Genomic DNA, 14390 nt, shown 5'->3' with positions numbered 1-14390 from the left:
CTCGCCGGCACCCTTCAATCCCACCGCTGCCCTCACGTACTGGTGTAGTGCAGGCTGGTCCTCGTGCTTCCGCCATGGAGGAGCGAGCGGCGGCCCGGAGGGGCAGCACCCTGTCAGTAGGACGTTGGGTGGACCGCTCTCCGGGCCGATAAAGAATCAGGCGCCGTGGCAGGCGTCATAGGCCTGGCCCAAGCCGCACCAGCACTCCGCCCCCCGCTGCGGCGGCCAGGCCACCGCCCGCCCCCGGGCCGCCAGCGTGGTCGCGTACTGCGGGAGCAGTGCGGCCTCTGCCGGTGACAGGCCCTCCGACGCCGCGAACGCCTCGTACGACGGGACCGTGCCCGTGACGATGCCCAGGTTGGCCGTGCCCGACGAGGACAGTTCGCGGAGCGAGGACTCTATGGTCGACAGGTGGGTCTCGTGGGACGGGTACTCCGTGGAGAGGGTGGGGTACGCCGAGAGGAGCTCGGCGAGTTCCGGAGCCGGCCAGTGGAGGACCGCCACCGGGAACGGGCGGGAGAGGGCCTCCCGGTAGGCGCCCAGTTCGGCCTGGAGGCGGTTGATCTCCGCCTGGAGTTCCGCCGGGTTGTCCGAGCCGAGGGACCACACGCGCTTCGGGTCGTGGAGTTCGTCCAGCGACACCGGGGAGGTGTGGAGGCTGTCGGCCAGGGTGTCCCACGCGTCGTGCGGCAGGCCCAGCATGCGGCGGACCCGGTGGCGGCCGTAGAGGAGGGGGTGTGTGGCGGGGGCCGGGTCCGTGTCCTCCCCGGCCGGCAGGAGCAGGGTCGCCGCCTCCGTGAGGGTCTCCGCCGCCGTCTCCAGCTCGTCGTGCGACTCCAGGGACTCCGCGATGATCACCCAGGGGGCCGGGTCCCGGGGGGCGGACGTGCGCAGGCCCTCGATGATCGCCCTCGCCTCCGCCTCGTGGCCGTACTCCCAGAGGTTGGAGGCCTTGAGGGCGCGGATCAGGGCGGGGTTCTCCAGGCCGTCCGAAGCGGACAGTAGGCGGTCGTAGAGCGCGGTGGCCGCGGGGCGGGCGCCGGACAGTTCGAGGTGGGCTGCCGCCCTCAGCAGCAGGGCCTCGGCGTCCTCGGGGTACAGTCCGGCGGTCCGCTCCAGGCGTGCCGCCTCGGCGGTGTGGTCGACGTTCTCGGCAGGCGTGTCGGGGCGCATGGGGGACACCGTACTGCCGAGCTGGGACGGAAGGGGGTAAGTGCTGGTCAGATACCTCACGGCGCTATGAGTCAAGCTGCGGCGGCAAGCGGGGTGGGGAATCCGGTCGGTTCGTCGAACAGAAAGCCCGGCCGTGCTCTGGATCCCACGCCGCTCTGGCCAGTTGAAGGCCTTGCGCCTACCCTGCGGGCGGCTCCCGTCAGGGCCCGGGGAGGTGGGTGCGGATGCCGGCATGGTCGGGCGTGCGGGTCGTACGGCACAGCGATCGGCGAAGGCGTGCGCGGCGACGGCGGGTGCTGTGGGGCGGGGCCGAGGCGCTCGTCACCGTCGGGGTGCTGCTGGTGCTGCTGGTCGTGCACCAGCTGTGGTGGACCAACCGGGAGGCCCGGCGCGGCGCCGAGCGCCAGGTCGAGGCGCTGGAGCGGGAGTGGGGTCCCAAGGGGCAGGAGGGATACGGCACCGGTGGCGCGGACCCGGCGTCGAGCGCCTCCGGCTCGCCCACGGCTCTCGCGGCGGCCCCGGGCGCGGGCGGGTCCCGTGCGCCGCAGCGGTCGCACACGCCCGCCGTCCTCCCCCGGCGCTCCCAGGCGTACGCCGTCCTCGTCATCCCCCGGCTGGGGCTGCGCGTCCCCGTCGCCGAGGGCGTGAGCAAGACCGACGTCCTCAACAAGGGGTACGTCGGCCATTACCCGGGCACCCAACAGCCGGGCCAGGCGGGCAACTTCGCGCTCGCCGGGCACCGGAACACGCACGGCGAGCCGTTCCGGTACCTGCCCCGGCTGCGGCGCGGGGACGCCGTCGAGGTGGAGACGCGGACGGCGACGTACGCGTACGACGTCGACCGGATCCTGCCGCAGACGTCGGCGACGGACTCGGGGGTCGTCCGGCCCGTGCCGCGCTCCCTCGTGCGGCCGTCGTACGGGTACGACACGCCCGGCTACTACATCACGCTGACCACCTGCACGCCCGAGTTCACGTCCCGGTACCGGATGGCGGTCTGGGGCAGGCTCGTGTCCATGCGGCCCCGCTAGGTGTATTGATCACGAGCGTCGTCACGCCCGTTCCCGCAGCACCGCCACGCTCACCGCCCCCGCGACCGCCAGTCCCGCCGACACCAGCAGGGCGGTGTTCGCGCCGTGGGTCAGGCTGTGGGACGAGGTGGCGAGGGCGATGGTCAGGGCCACGCCGGCGCAGGAGCCGATGTAGCGGAGGGTCTGCTGGGCGCCGGAGCCCATCGCGGCGCGCTCGCGCGGGACCGACTCGACGGCCAGTGACGGGAGCGAGCCGTTGAGCAGGCCGCTGCCGATTCCGCTGATGACCAGGCCGGGCAGCAGACGGGTCCAGGACCCGGAGGCGAGGGCGCCGAGCATGGTCAGGACGGCGACGGCGTGCAGCGTGAAGCCGACGGCCAGTTGCGTGCGCGGGGCGATGCGGCCGGCCAGGTGCTTGACCTGGAGGGCCACGGTGAAGCTCAGCCCGGACCAGACCAGCAGCAGCCAGGCCGTGTCCATGGCGGACAGCCGGAGCGTCTGCTGGAACAGGGCCGGCAGGAAGCTGAACGGGCCGATCACCCCGAGGCCGGTGAAGAGGCCGCCGGCGGCCGAGGCCAGGAAGCGGGTGTGACGCAGCAGGCCGAGCTCGATCATGGGGGTGGCCGTGCGGTGTTCCACCGCGGCGAAGAGCGCGATCAGGAGGACTGGCGGCGGCGAGGAGGAGGCCGACCGATGCGCGCAGCCAGCCGTCGCGGCCCAGGGTGAGGGCGGCCACCAGGGCGACCAGGGCCAGGCCGAAGGTGAGGGCGCCGAGGACGTCCGGCCGGCCGCCGCGCGGGGCGCGGGACTCGCTGAGCGTCCGGGTGCCGAGGGCGGCGACGACCAGGGCGGCGGCGCCCAGGATGCCGTACGCGACGCGCCAGGTCGGCAGGGCGCCGGCGACCAGCGGGCCGATGGCGATGCCGCCGCTGACGAAGGCGCCCCACACGCCGGTGGCGTGCAGCCGGGCGCGCGGTGCGGGGAAGGCCGCCACCAGCAGGCCGAGGCTGCTCGCGAGGATCGCCGCGCTCGCCGCTCCCTGGGCGACGCGGGCGAGGGTGAACTGCCAGGTCGACGTCGTGAAGGCGCCGAGGGCGGTGGTGAGGCCGAGGGCCAGCGTGCCGGCGAGGAAGATGCGGCGGCGGCCGTAGTCGTCGGCGAGGCTGCCGGCCACCAGGAGCAGGGCGGCGAGGCCGAGCGGGGTGCCGTTCAGCAGCCAGGCCTGGGCGGAGAGCGGGGTGTGCAGGTCGGCCGCCGTGTGCGGGAGCGTGACCATCGGGGCCGTGTACGTCATCAGCGCCACGGCGGTGGCCGCGCTGGTCAGGGCGAGGGTGGCCCGGGGGCGCGCGGCGTCCCGGGTGGTCGCGCCGCGTGCGGCGATTGCGGTCGGGGTGGTGACGGAGTCGAGCCCGGTCATGGCGTGGTCCCGTCCTTCCGGGGCTGAGGCGACACGAGTGACGTGAGGCGGAGGGGGCGACTTACGGTTCGCTCATTGAACCGACCTGGCTCCCTCACCGTAACACCTAAGGTTCGGTCATTGAACCGAACTGTCGGAAAGTGGCTACAGTGGACGGCATGGCACTGGGCAAGGACTACGCGACACAGGAGTGCTCGATCGCCCGCGCACTCGAGATCGTCGGCGAGCGCTGGACGCTGCTCGTCGTGCGGGACGCGCTGTACGGCGTGCGCCGCTACAACGACTTCCTGGTCCACCTCGGCATCCCGCGCGCGGTCCTGGCCGCCCGGCTGCAGACCCTGACCGCCGAGGGCATCCTCGAAAAGCGCCGCTACCAGCAGTCGCCGCCGCGCGACGAGTACGTCCTCACCGAGCGCGGCCGCGCCCTGTGGCCCACCCTGCGCGCCCTCGGCCTGTGGGGGCGCGAGCACTTCAGCGAGACGCAGTTGCGGTACTTCCGGCACGTGGCGTGCGGTACGGAGCTCGGGCCTTACGGCGAGTGCCGGGCGTGCGGGATCGTCGTACCGCTGGAGGACGTGGTCATGGAGCCCGGCCAGGGCCTCGACCCGGACCCGGCGGACCCGGTCAGCCGGGCGCTGCTCAAGCCCAGGCGACTGCTGGAGCCGCTGGAGACGGAACCGGCCTGACCGGCCGGGCGGCCGGCGTCGCGGTACGCCTGTTCCCGCCGGTCGGGTATAAAGGGCAGGTCGACATGGGCGGTTGTGACCGTGGGGAGGGGAGCCGAGTGATCCGCAGTCTCGCGCGGTCGCGTGCGCTCGCCCCGCTGCTGCTCCTGCTGCTGCCGGTCATGCTGCTCGACACCGGCAACCTCTCCGCGACCGTGGCGCTCGCCGCGACCACGGCGGCCGGGGCGGCGTTCGCCGCCTGTGCGCTGATCGCCGCCCGCTCGGCGCCCGCCGTCCCGCCCACCCGGGTGCGCACGGCCATCCGCGACCGGGCCCGGCGCACGGCCTTCCTGCCGCAGCGCGATCCCGACGCGCCCGGACGGCGCCGGCCCCGGGCACCCGGACACGCCCTTCCGGCGACCGCCGCGTAGGGCACGTCTCTCCTTTCGTACGCGTGACCCCGCGCGGGTCGTCATGCCGTTCCGACCGCTTCCGGTCCGACCTTTTCCGGCACGACGAGACCCCCGGAGGGCTCACCCATGTCCGTCTTCTCCGTCTTCGCCCGCCTGGTCGAGCACCTCGCCGACCTGCTCCAGCCGCTCTTCCACGCCTCCGCGGCCGCCGCCGCCATCGTCCTGTTCACCGCGCTCGTACGACTCCTCGTCCACCCCCTGTCCCGCGCCGCCGCCCGCGGCCAGCGCGCCCGCGCCGCACTCCAGCCGAAGATCGCCGAGTTGCGCGCGAAGCACGCCGAGGATCCGCAGCGGCTGCAGAAGGCGGTGCTCGAACTGCACGCCGAGGAACGGGTCTCGCCGCTCTCCGGCTGTCTGCCCAGCCTGCTCCAGCTGCCCGCCTTCTTCCTCCTCTACCACCTCTTCTCCAGCTCCACGATCGGCGGCGAGGCCAACGGGCTGCTCGGCCACCGGCTGTTCGCGGCGCCGCTCGGCGGGAAGTGGGCCGACGCGCTCGGCGGGGGCGGGGTGTTCGGCGGGGCCGGACTGGTGTACCTGGGCCTCTTCGTGATCGTCGCGGCCGTCGCCGCCTTCAACTACCGGCGCACCAAGCGGACGATGGCCGACAACCCGGTCGCCGTGAGCGCCGCGGGCGGGGAGCAGGTGCCGGGGCTCGGCGCGATCAACAAGGTCATGCCGTTCATGTCCTTCTTCACGCTCGTCACCGTGGCGGTCGTACCGCTCGCCGCCGCGCTGTACGTCGTCACCAGCACGGCATGGACCGCCGTGGAGCGGGCCGCGCTGTACCGGTAGCCGGGTGCGGTTACGGTCCAGTACGTGAACAGGGTCTTGCGGAGTGGACGCGGGGATTGGAGGATCGGCCAGTCCTCCGATGGCTGCACCCATCGGCCGGGCGCCCGCGACCGAGGGAGATGTGACCATGAAGCTGCTGCGAGTCGGTACGGCGGGGGCGGAGCGGCCCGCGCTGCTGGATGCCGGGGGAACACTCAGGGACCTGTCGGGGACCGTCGAGGACATCGACGGCGCGTTGCTCGCCGACGAGAGCGCGCTCGGCCGGGTACGGGCGGCGGCCGAGGCCGGCGAGCTGCCCGCGCTGGACGCGACGGGACTCCGGATCGGGCCGCCGCTCGGCCGCATCGGCAAGATCGTGTGCATCGGGCTCAACTACCACGACCACGCCCGCGAGACCGGCGCCGAGCCGCCCGCCGAGCCGGTGGTCTTCTTCAAGGCGCCGGACACGGTGGTCGGCCCGAACGACACCGTCCTCGTCCCGAGGGGATCGGCCAAGACCGACTGGGAGGTGGAGCTGGCGGTCGTCATCGGGCGTACGGCCCGCTACCTCGGGTCGGCCGAGGAGGGGCTCGCGCACGTCGCCGGGTACGCGGTGGCCCACGACGTGTCCGAGCGGGAGTTCCAGATCGAGCGCGGCGGCACCTGGGACAAGGGCAAGAACTGCGAGACGTTCAATCCGCTGGGGCCGTGGCTGGTGACGGCCGACGAGGTCGCCGACCCGCAGAGCCTGTCGCTGAAGCTGTGGGTCAACGGGGAGTTGAAGCAGGACGGTACGACGGCCGAGCAGATCTTTCCCGTGGGGGAGGTCGTGCGGTACGTCAGCCAGTTCATGACGCTGTACCCCGGGGACGTCATCAACACCGGGACACCGGCGGGGGTCGCCCTGGGGCAGCCCGAGCCCAAGCCGTACCTGAGGGCAGGGGACGTCGTCGAGCTGGAGATCTCCGGGCTCGGGCGTCAGCGCCAGGAACTCAAGGACGCGTAGCCGCTCCGCCGGGGCGCCGCGGATCCGCGGTCGTACGGCGACTGCGGGTCCGTCGTGGCCGGCCGCGCAGTTCCCCGCGCCCCTCGGAGCCGGACCGGTCAGCCCAGTAGAGAAGCCAGCCTGCGCCACTCCTCCCTCGGGAGCGTGTCCCTCTCGGCGTCGGTGATCACCTGGAGGGCCACGTGGTCCGCGCCGGCCTGCTGGAAGGCGCCGATCCGCTCCCGGACGCGGTCCTCGTCGCCCCAGGCGAAGACCGCGTCGACGAGGCGGTCGCTGCCGCCGTCGGCCAGGTCCTCCTCGGTGAAGCCGTGCCGCAGGAAGTTGTTGGTGTAGTTCGGCAGGGCGAGGTACATGGCGAGGGTGTCGCGGGCGAGGGAGCGGGCTCGGCCCGGGTCGGTCTCCAGGACCACCTTCAGCTCCGGGGCCAGCAGCGGGGCGTCGCCCAGGATCTCGCGGGCCAGGGCGGTGTGCTCGGGGGTGACCAGGTACGGCACCGCGCCCGCCGCCCGGTCACGGGCCAGCTCCAGGGTCTTCGGGCCGAGGGCGGCCAGCACCCGGCGGTCCGCGGGCACCCCGGCCGTGTCCAGGGCGTCGAGGTAGGCGACCAGGGCCGAGTACGGGCGGCGGTACTGGTCGGCGAGCTTGGCGTGGCTCACGCCGAGGCCGAGCACGAAGCGGCCGGGATGGGCGGCGTCCACCCCGGCGAACGCGGCCGCGCTCGCCTCGGCGTCGTACTGCCAGATGCTCTGGATGCTGGTGCCGACGACGAGGGTGCCGGTGGCCTCCAGGAGCGGTACGGCGTGCCGGGCGGCGCTGCTGCCGCCCAGCCATACGGCGCCGAAGCCGAGTTCCTCCAACTCGGCCGCCGCCTCGCCCAGTTCACCGCGCCGGGCGGGGTCCTCCGCGCGCAGGCCGACGTTCCAGACGCCGTACCGGCCGATCCTGTCCTTCAAGGCGCTCAGGGTGCTCATGGGGTGCGATCCCTCCGGGCGGGCTGTGATCATGACGTCTACCGTCATGTCCAACCGGAGGGGTCCCTCACGTAATCCCCGTGGGCGTCACACCTTCAGGAACTGTTCCAGTGCCGCCACGACGAACCTGTGGTCCTCGAGCTGGGGCAGGCCGGAGACGGTGACCGCGCCGATGACGCCCACGTTCTCGACGTGGATGGGGAACGAGCCGCCGTGTGCCGCGTAGGTGCCGGGGTCCAGGCGGGAGGAGTCCTCGAACGTCGTGCCCTTGGCGCGGAAACGGGCGCCGACCAGGTAGGAGGCGGAGCCGTAGCGCTCCACCACGCGGCGCTTGCGGGCGATCCAGGCGTCGTTGTCCGGGGTGGACCCGGGCAGGGCCGCGTGGAAGAGCTGCTGGCCGGCGCGGTGGATGTCGATGGCGACCGGGGCCTGGCGCTCCCGGGCCAGCCCGACCAGGAGCGAGCCGAGGGCCCAGGCGTCGTCGTGGGTGAACCGCCGGAAGACCAGGCGGCGTTCCTGCGCCTCCAGCTCCTCCACGGACGGGGTGAGCTCAGGGGTGATCCGGGACATCAGAGGGTCACCGTCACCTTGTCCCGGGCGGACCTGCGGGCCGCTTCCAGTACGTCGAGGGCGGCGGCCGCCTCCAGGGCGGTCACCGGGTTGGGTCCGGCGCCGGTCAGGGCGTCGGCGACGGCCGCGTAGTAGGCGGGGTAGTCGCCGGGGAGCGTCGGTACGGGGGTGCCGCCGCCGGTCAGCGGGGACTCTCCGGAGCCGACGCGGCCCCACAGCGCCTCGGGTTCGGCGCCCCACCGGGGGCCGGGGCGCAGGCCCTCGCGCAGGGCGGCCTCCTGCGGGTCGAGACCGTACTTCACATAGCCCGCCTGCGAGCCCAGCACCCGGAAGCGGGGGCCGAGCTGGGCGGCCGTCGCGGAGACGTAGAGGTGGGAGCGGACGCCGTTCGCGTGCGTGAGCGCGATGAAGGTGTCGTCGTCGGTCTCGGCACCGGGGCGGCGGACGACCGACTCGGCGTACACCTCGGTGGCCGGGCCGAAGAGGACCAGGGCCTGGTCGACGACATGGCTGCCGAGGTCGTAGAGCAGACCTCCGATCTCTGCCGGGTCGCCGGACTCGCGCCAGCCGCCCTTGGGCTGGGGGCGCCAGCGCTCGAAGCGGGACTCGAAGCGCCAGGCGTCGCCGAGTGCGCCGTCGGCCAGCAGCTTGCGCAGGGTCAGGAAGTCGTTGTCCCAGCGGCGGTTCTGGAAGACGGACAGGAGCAGGCCGCGCTCCTCGGCGAGGGCGGCGAGGTCGCGGGCCTCGGCCGCCGTGCCGGCGACCGGCTTGTCGACGACGACCGGAAGGCCCGCCTTGAGGGCGGCCGAGGCGAGCGGGACGTGCGTCTTGTTCGGGGAGGCGATGACGACCAGGTCCAGCCGGTCCGCGCGGTCGAGGAGCTCCTCGGGGGTGGCGGCGAGCGTCACGTCGGGGAACTCGGCGCGCGCCTGCTGTTGCCGCTCCGGGTGGGAGGTGACCACGGTGTCCAGGGCGAGGCCCTCGGTGGCGGCGATCAGCGGGGCGTGGAAGACGGAGCCGGCGAGGCCGTAGCCGATCAGGCCGACGCGGAGGGGGGCAGCGGTCTTGCGTCCTGTCATGGAACCCACTTTCGCAACGCTGTTGCCAAAGTGCAAGTGGTGGGGAGAATGGGTGGCGTGAACAGGACGGGAACGGGGATGCGGCCGGGGCCGGGGAGCGGCGGGCCGGCGGGCGCGAACCTGGGCGCGGTGCGCTCGCACAACACCGCGCTGGTGCTGGGGCTGCTGCGGGACGCCGGGGCGCAGGGCATCAGCCGGCTCGAACTGGCCGAGCGGACCGGGCTGACCCCGCAGGCCGTCAGCAAGATCACCGCACGGCTGCGGGAGGAGGGGCTCGCGGCGGAGGCCGGACGGCGCGCGTCGACCGGGGGCAAGCCGCGGACCGTACTGCGGCTGGTGCCGGACGCGGGGCATGCGGTCGGGGTGCACCTCGACCGGGACGAGCTGCGGGTGGTGCTGGTCGATCTGGACGGGGCCGTGGTCGGGGAACGGCGGACGGAACTGGATCTGGGCGCCGGGGCACAGGCCGTGCTCGCCGTGGTCGCGGGGGCGGTCCAGGGGCTGGTCGCGGACCGCCTGGGCCTCGGGGGCGAGGGGCTCGCCCGGGTCGGGACGCTGCTCGGGGTGGGGGTGGCGCTGCCGGGGCCGCTCGATCACGCGCGGGGCGTGCTGCACCGGGTCACCGGGTTTCCCGAGTGGGACGGGTTCCCGCTGCGCGACGCGCTGGTCGAGCGGCTGGGGGTGCCGGTGGTGGTGGACAAGGACACCAACGCGGCGGCGCTCGGGCTGGCGGTGGCGGGCGAGGGCGGATCCTTCGCGTATCTGCACCTCGGTACGGGGCTCGGCGCCGGGCTGGTGATCGGTGGGCACGTGCACCGGGGGGCGCGGACCGGGGCGGGGGAGTTCGGGCACCAGGTGGTCCAGCTGGACGGGCCGCTGTGCGAGTGCGGGAACCGGGGGTGCGTGGAGGTGCTGTGCCTGACGGCCGTGGGGCGGGGGCAGCACGCGGAGGCGGCGCGGGTGCTGGGGGTGGGGGCGGCGAATCTGGTCGGGCTGCTGGACATCGACGTGGTGCTGCTGGGCGGGCGGACGGTCGCCGGGGCGCCCGAGGTGTTCGTGCGGGGCGTCGGCGAGGTGCTCGGGGCGCGGGCCCGGCGCGAGGGGGTGCTCGGGGGGACGGTGCCCGTGGGCCTGGCACCGGGCGGGGAACTGGTGGTCGCGGAGGGGGCGGCACAACTGCTGCTGGCGCCGTTGTTCGGGCGGGAGGCGTAGGGGGCGGGGCGCCGGTGGAGCTCGCCTTCCGGACCGGTGCCGGTCCGTCCGTTCCGGTGATGGCCGTGCGGCTCGCGAGCGACCGGTCACGGCCGCGGGTACGACTCTTCACGGGCGACCGTTCGGAGCCGTGAGGAGAGCAGCGGTGTACGCAGCCGTCAGGAAGTACGAAGGCGTGACCGATCCGGCCGAGGCCGGACGCCTGGTGAACGAGGGATTCGTACCGCTCGTCCGGGACATTCCCGGTCTCGTGGCCTACTACTGGGTCGACGCCGGCAACGGGGTCATGGTCTCCACCAGCATCTTCGAGGACGAGACCGGCGCCTCGGAATCGATCAGACGGGCGGCGGTCTTCGTACGGGACAACCTGGCGCCGCTGCTCCCCAACCCGCCCCAGGTCATGTCCGGCCAGGTCGTGGCGTCCACCTGATCATGCGACCGCGCGCGCCCCTGTCCCTCTGCCTCGCCGCGGCCGCCGTCTGCCTGCCCGTCACCGGGGCGTCCGCGGCGGCCGGCGCCGCCCCCTGTGCCGGCGCCGACGCGCGGGCCTTCCCGCTGACCACCCGGATCCGCGGCGGCCCGAGCTCCTACGAGGCGGGCGGCGGTTACGGCACCTGGTACATCGACCTCACCAACACCACCGGCCGGACCTGCACCGACATCCACCCGGTGATCGTCCTCGTCGACGACAGGCGCGCGCTGAAGCCGGACCAGCCCCAGCTGGACTTCTACGACGGCCCCAAGGCGCGGCCGGTGCGGTTCGAGGGCACCGACGAGCAGGAACTGGTCGGCGTGCTCGACGGCGCCGGGTTCGGCGGGTTCGCCGTACCGCCCGGCCGGACCGTCAGCGTCAAGGTCAGGCTCGCGCTGCCCTCCGACACCGCGACCGACCGGGTCACCGCCAACGCCGCCGTCGTGCAGCGCCGGGGCGACGACGGAGACTGGGTCGGGGAGTCCAACGCGTACCGGTTCGCGATCGGCCGGGACGGCGAGGCGCCGCTGCCGGATCCGGACGGCACCGGGGGCAGCGCCGAGCCGAGCCCGCCCGGCAGGGCGACCGCCGACTCCCCCTCCGACGACTCCTCCCTGCCGTTCGCCGCGGAGCTGGCCGAGACGGGACCCGGGCTCGCGCACGTGCTGCTCGCGGCCGCGGCCGTGCTCCTCGGTGTCGCCGGCGGCGTGCTGCTGCGGGCCCGTCGACGCCGCTGAGCCGGGGGCCGCAAGCGCCACACCCGCCCCGTCTGCGACGATCCTCACGTGGACTACCCGAACGACCAGGCACCCGGCGCCCCCGTCCGGTCCGGCATCCCCGAGCACGGACGCATACCCAAGTACTACGCGGTGAAGGCTCGGATCGCCGCGCTGCTGGAGGAACTCGGGCAGGACAGCGTCATTCCCACCGAGCGGGACCTCGCCGAGCGGTACGACGTGGCCCGCGAGACCGTGCGGCAGGCCGTACGGGAACTGGTGCTGGAGGGGCGGCTGAGGCGGAAGGGGCGCGGCACGGTCGTCGCCGGGCCCAAGCTGGCCCAGCCGCTGTCCCTGGCCAGCTACACCGAGGGCGTGCGGCGGCAGGGCCGTACCCCCGGTCGTACGCTCGTCACCCTCGACCGCTTCCCCTGCCCGGACGCCCTCGCCGCCGAGACCGGACTCACCCGGGGCGAACCGGTCTGGCACCTGGAGCGGGTGCTGCTCGCCGACGAGGAGCGGGTCGGCCTGGAGAGCACCTACGTCGCCGTCGGTCGGCTGCCACGCCTGGACTCCGACTTCGACCCCGACTCCTCCTTCTATGGCTACCTCGCCGCCCAGGGCATCTCCTTCGGCGACGCCGACGAACGGATCGAGACCGTGCTGGCCACGCCCCGCGAAGCCCTGCTCATCGGCACCCCGCCCGCCCTGCCCATGCTGCTCATCCACCGCGTCTCCCGGGACACGGACGGCGGGCCGCTGGAGCGGGTGCGGTCGCTGTACCGGGGGGACCGGTTCTCGTTCTCCACGCATCTCAAGGGCTGAAAAAAGCCGATATCGACCCCCAGTCGTACATCACGAAAAGATAACGGGTCTAGCCCAAAGGTGACGGGGTCCTGCACGCTCTCGTTGTCAGCCGGATGTCTCCGGTTCCCCGAGCGCGAGGAGCGTCGCCGTCGTGAAAGTGACAGTCGTCGGAGCGGGCGTGGTGGGCACCATGCACGCCTGGCATGCGGTGCGGCGCGGCCACCAGGTCGTCCAGATCGAGCGCGAGGCCGAGGCGCGCGGCGCCTCGCTGCGCAACTTCGGGCAGATCTGGGTCAGCGGCCGCGCCGGAGGGGAGGAGCTGGAGACCGCGCTGCGGGCGCGGGAGCTGTGGGAGGGCATCGGCGCACGGGTGCCGGGGCTGGGCTTCCGGGCGAACGGGTCCCTGACACCCCTCCGGGGACCCCTGGAACTCGCCGTCGCCGAGGCCGCCGTGGCCCGCGCGGACGCCGCCGCCCGCGGCTACAAGCTCCTCCTCCCGAGCGAGGCCCGCGCGCTCAACCCCGCCCTGCGGGGCGACTTCGCCGCCGCCCTGTACTGCGAGCGGGACGCGGCCGTCGAGCCGCGCACCGCCCAACTCGCCCTGCGAGCCGAGCTGTTGAACTCCCCGAACTACACCTTCCTGCCGGGCCGTGAGGTGCGCGAGGTGTCCGGCGCCGGTACCGTCCGGGACGACCACGGGGACGTGCACCGGGCCGACGTGGTCGTGCTGTGCACCGGCGCCTGGCTCGGCGGACTGGTCCGCGAACTCGCCGGACCCGGGCTGCCCGTGCGCCGGGTCCGGCTGCAGATGATGCAGACCGACCCGCTGGGCGAGCCGTTGCCCACCTCCGTCGCCGACGCCGACAGCTTCCGCTACTACCCGGCCTACGCCTCCCCGGCGCTGGACGAGCTCAACGCCCGGCAGCCGCAGCCGGAGACCGCGGCCACGCACAGGATGCAGCTGCTCATGGTGCAGCGCGCCGACGGCGGCCTGACCATCGGCGACACCCACGAGTACGAACACCCCTTCGCCTTCGACACCGTCGAGGAGCCGTACGAGCACCTGACCGGCGTGGTCGAGTCCCTGCTCGGCCGGCCGCTGCCGCGCATCCGCCGCCGCTGGGCGGGCGTCTACGCGCAGTGCACCGAACCCGGCCGGGTGGTGCACCGGCAGCAGGTGCGCGAGGGGGTGTGGCTGGTCACCGGGCCCGGCGGGCGCGGCATGACCTGCGCCCCCGCGACAGCCGAGACCACCGCGAACGAACTGGGCTGGTGAGCACCCCATGACCGATGTCCGACTGGTCGTCCTCGACATGGCCGGCACGACCGTCGCCGACGGCGGGCTCGTCGAGCGCGCCTTCGAGGCGGCGGCCACCGCACTGGGCGTCGAGCCCGGCTCGGCCGAGCACGCCGAGCACCTCTCCTACGTCCGCGCCACCATGGGCGAGTCCAAGATCTCCGTCTTCCGGCACCTGTTCGGCACCGAGGACCGCGCCCGGCGCGCCAACACCGCCTTCGAGAAGGCGTACGGCGATCTCGTCGACGGCGGTCTGATCGCACCGGTGCCGGGTGCGCGGGAGGCCATCGAGGAGCTGGCCGGCAGCGGCCGCAGCGTCGTCCTGACCACCGGCTTCGCCCGCGTCACCCAGGACGCGATCCTCGACGCCCTCGGCTGGCGCGACCTCGTCCCGCTCACCCTGTGCCCCGCCGACGCCGGCGGGCGCGGGCGGCCGTACCCGGACATGGTCCTGGAGGCCTTCGTCCGCACCAAGGCCGCCGAGGACGTGCGCCAGGTAGCCGTCGCCGGGGACACCTCCTACGACGTGCTCAGCGGGGTGCGGGCCGGGGCCGGGCTGATCGCGGGGGTACGCACCGGGGCCCACGGGGACGCGGAGTTCCGGGCCGCCGGTGCCACCCACGTCCTCGACTCCGTCGCCGAACTGCCCGCACTGCTGCGGGCAGACCGGTGACACGCACGAAGGGGTCGAGATCAGGCCGCCCTGACTAGGCTGGGGGCGTCCGGTACG

At 73.9% G+C, this 14390-nt stretch carries 15 protein-coding genes and 1 pseudogene; 11 read left to right on the top strand and 5 right to left on the bottom strand.

Annotated features, from left to right (window positions below; genetic code table 11):
• Positions 1 to 156: 156 nt before the first annotated feature.
• Positions 157 to 1173: a hypothetical protein gene (locus tag AB0D93_RS36210; RefSeq protein ID WP_362129192.1), complete on the bottom strand. Its 1017-nt coding sequence runs from the start codon at positions 1171 to 1173 to the stop codon at positions 157 to 159.
• Between the two features lie 224 nt (positions 1174 to 1397).
• Between AB0D93_RS36210 and AB0D93_RS36205 the strand changes: the two genes are divergently transcribed.
• Positions 1398 to 2204 carry a class E sortase gene (locus AB0D93_RS36205; RefSeq protein WP_362129190.1) on the top strand — a complete coding sequence of 269 codons (807 nt, stop codon included), beginning with the start codon at positions 1398 to 1400 and terminating at the stop codon, positions 2202 to 2204.
• A gap of 21 nt (positions 2205 to 2225) precedes the next feature.
• Here the strand turns inward: AB0D93_RS36205 and AB0D93_RS36200 are convergent.
• A pseudogene (locus tag AB0D93_RS36200) lies at positions 2226 to 3621 on the bottom strand (MFS transporter).
• Positions 3622 to 3779: 158 nt separating this feature from the next.
• On the opposite strand from AB0D93_RS36200, the gene AB0D93_RS36195 reads away from it, so the two are divergent.
• From AB0D93_RS36195 to AB0D93_RS36180, 4 genes are all read left to right on the top strand, one after another.
• Complete coding sequence (locus AB0D93_RS36195; RefSeq protein ID WP_362129187.1) at positions 3780 to 4307, top strand: helix-turn-helix domain-containing protein; 528 nt, start codon at positions 3780 to 3782, stop codon at positions 4305 to 4307.
• 65 nt (positions 4308 to 4372) lie between these two features.
• The gene (locus AB0D93_RS36190) at positions 4373 to 4717 is read left to right on the top strand and encodes a DUF6412 domain-containing protein (RefSeq protein WP_362129184.1); all 345 of its coding nucleotides are present in this window, start codon (positions 4373 to 4375) and stop codon (positions 4715 to 4717) included.
• A 108-nt stretch (positions 4718 to 4825) separates the two neighbouring features.
• A complete protein-coding gene (locus AB0D93_RS36185; protein ID WP_362129181.1) occupies positions 4826 to 5551 on the top strand; it encodes a YidC/Oxa1 family membrane protein insertase in 726 nt (241 codons plus the stop codon).
• A 127-nt stretch (positions 5552 to 5678) separates the two neighbouring features.
• Positions 5679 to 6536 (top strand): fumarylacetoacetate hydrolase family protein, encoded by an 858-nt coding sequence (locus AB0D93_RS36180; RefSeq protein WP_362129178.1) that lies wholly within the window; start codon positions 5679 to 5681, stop codon positions 6534 to 6536.
• A 98-nt stretch (positions 6537 to 6634) separates the two neighbouring features.
• Here the strand turns inward: AB0D93_RS36180 and AB0D93_RS36175 are convergent, their stop codons facing one another.
• From AB0D93_RS36175 to AB0D93_RS36165, 3 genes are all read right to left on the bottom strand, one after another.
• Positions 6635 to 7507 carry an LLM class F420-dependent oxidoreductase gene (locus tag AB0D93_RS36175; protein WP_362129175.1) on the bottom strand — a complete coding sequence of 291 codons (873 nt, stop codon included), beginning with the start codon at positions 7505 to 7507 and terminating at the stop codon, positions 6635 to 6637.
• 87 nt (positions 7508 to 7594) lie between these two features.
• Positions 7595 to 8077, bottom strand: coding sequence for a heme-degrading domain-containing protein (locus tag AB0D93_RS36170; RefSeq protein WP_362129172.1), 483 nt, complete (start codon positions 8075 to 8077; stop codon positions 7595 to 7597).
• Positions 8077 to 9156, bottom strand: a complete 1080-nt coding sequence (locus AB0D93_RS36165; protein WP_362129169.1) for a Gfo/Idh/MocA family oxidoreductase — start codon at positions 9154 to 9156, stop codon at positions 8077 to 8079. The genes AB0D93_RS36170 and AB0D93_RS36165 overlap by 1 nt, the downstream gene beginning before the upstream one ends.
• A 78-nt stretch (positions 9157 to 9234) precedes the next feature.
• On the opposite strand from AB0D93_RS36165, the gene AB0D93_RS36160 reads away from it, so the two are divergent.
• The 6 genes from AB0D93_RS36160 (at position 9235) to AB0D93_RS36135 (ending at position 14333) form a co-directional block, all read left to right on the top strand.
• On the top strand, positions 9235 to 10368 hold the full coding sequence (locus AB0D93_RS36160; RefSeq protein ID WP_362129301.1) for an ROK family transcriptional regulator: 1134 nt from the start codon (positions 9235 to 9237) through the stop codon (positions 10366 to 10368).
• A 145-nt stretch (positions 10369 to 10513) separates the two neighbouring features.
• A complete protein-coding gene (locus AB0D93_RS36155) occupies positions 10514 to 10798 on the top strand; it encodes a hypothetical protein (RefSeq protein WP_362129166.1) in 285 nt (94 codons plus the stop codon).
• Positions 10799 to 10800: 2 nt separating this feature from the next.
• Complete coding sequence (locus AB0D93_RS36150; RefSeq protein ID WP_362129163.1) at positions 10801 to 11577, top strand: hypothetical protein; 777 nt, start codon at positions 10801 to 10803, stop codon at positions 11575 to 11577.
• 48 nt (positions 11578 to 11625) lie between these two features.
• Positions 11626 to 12381, top strand: coding sequence for a GntR family transcriptional regulator (locus AB0D93_RS36145; protein ID WP_362129160.1), 756 nt, complete (start codon positions 11626 to 11628; stop codon positions 12379 to 12381).
• A 133-nt stretch (positions 12382 to 12514) separates the two neighbouring features.
• Complete coding sequence (locus AB0D93_RS36140; protein WP_362129157.1) at positions 12515 to 13639, top strand: TIGR03364 family FAD-dependent oxidoreductase; 1125 nt, start codon at positions 12515 to 12517, stop codon at positions 13637 to 13639.
• A 7-nt stretch (positions 13640 to 13646) separates the two neighbouring features.
• The gene (locus tag AB0D93_RS36135) at positions 13647 to 14333 is read left to right on the top strand and encodes a phosphonatase-like hydrolase (RefSeq protein WP_362129154.1); all 687 of its coding nucleotides are present in this window, start codon (positions 13647 to 13649) and stop codon (positions 14331 to 14333) included.
• Positions 14334 to 14390: the final 57 nt, after the last annotated feature.

Source organism: Streptomyces sp. NPDC048191 (genome assembly GCF_040652655.1).
GTDB lineage: Bacteria > Actinomycetota > Actinomycetes > Streptomycetales > Streptomycetaceae > Streptomyces.
The sequence above is the reverse complement of the archived record's forward strand: the minus strand, read 5'-3'. Positions and strand labels throughout refer to the sequence as shown.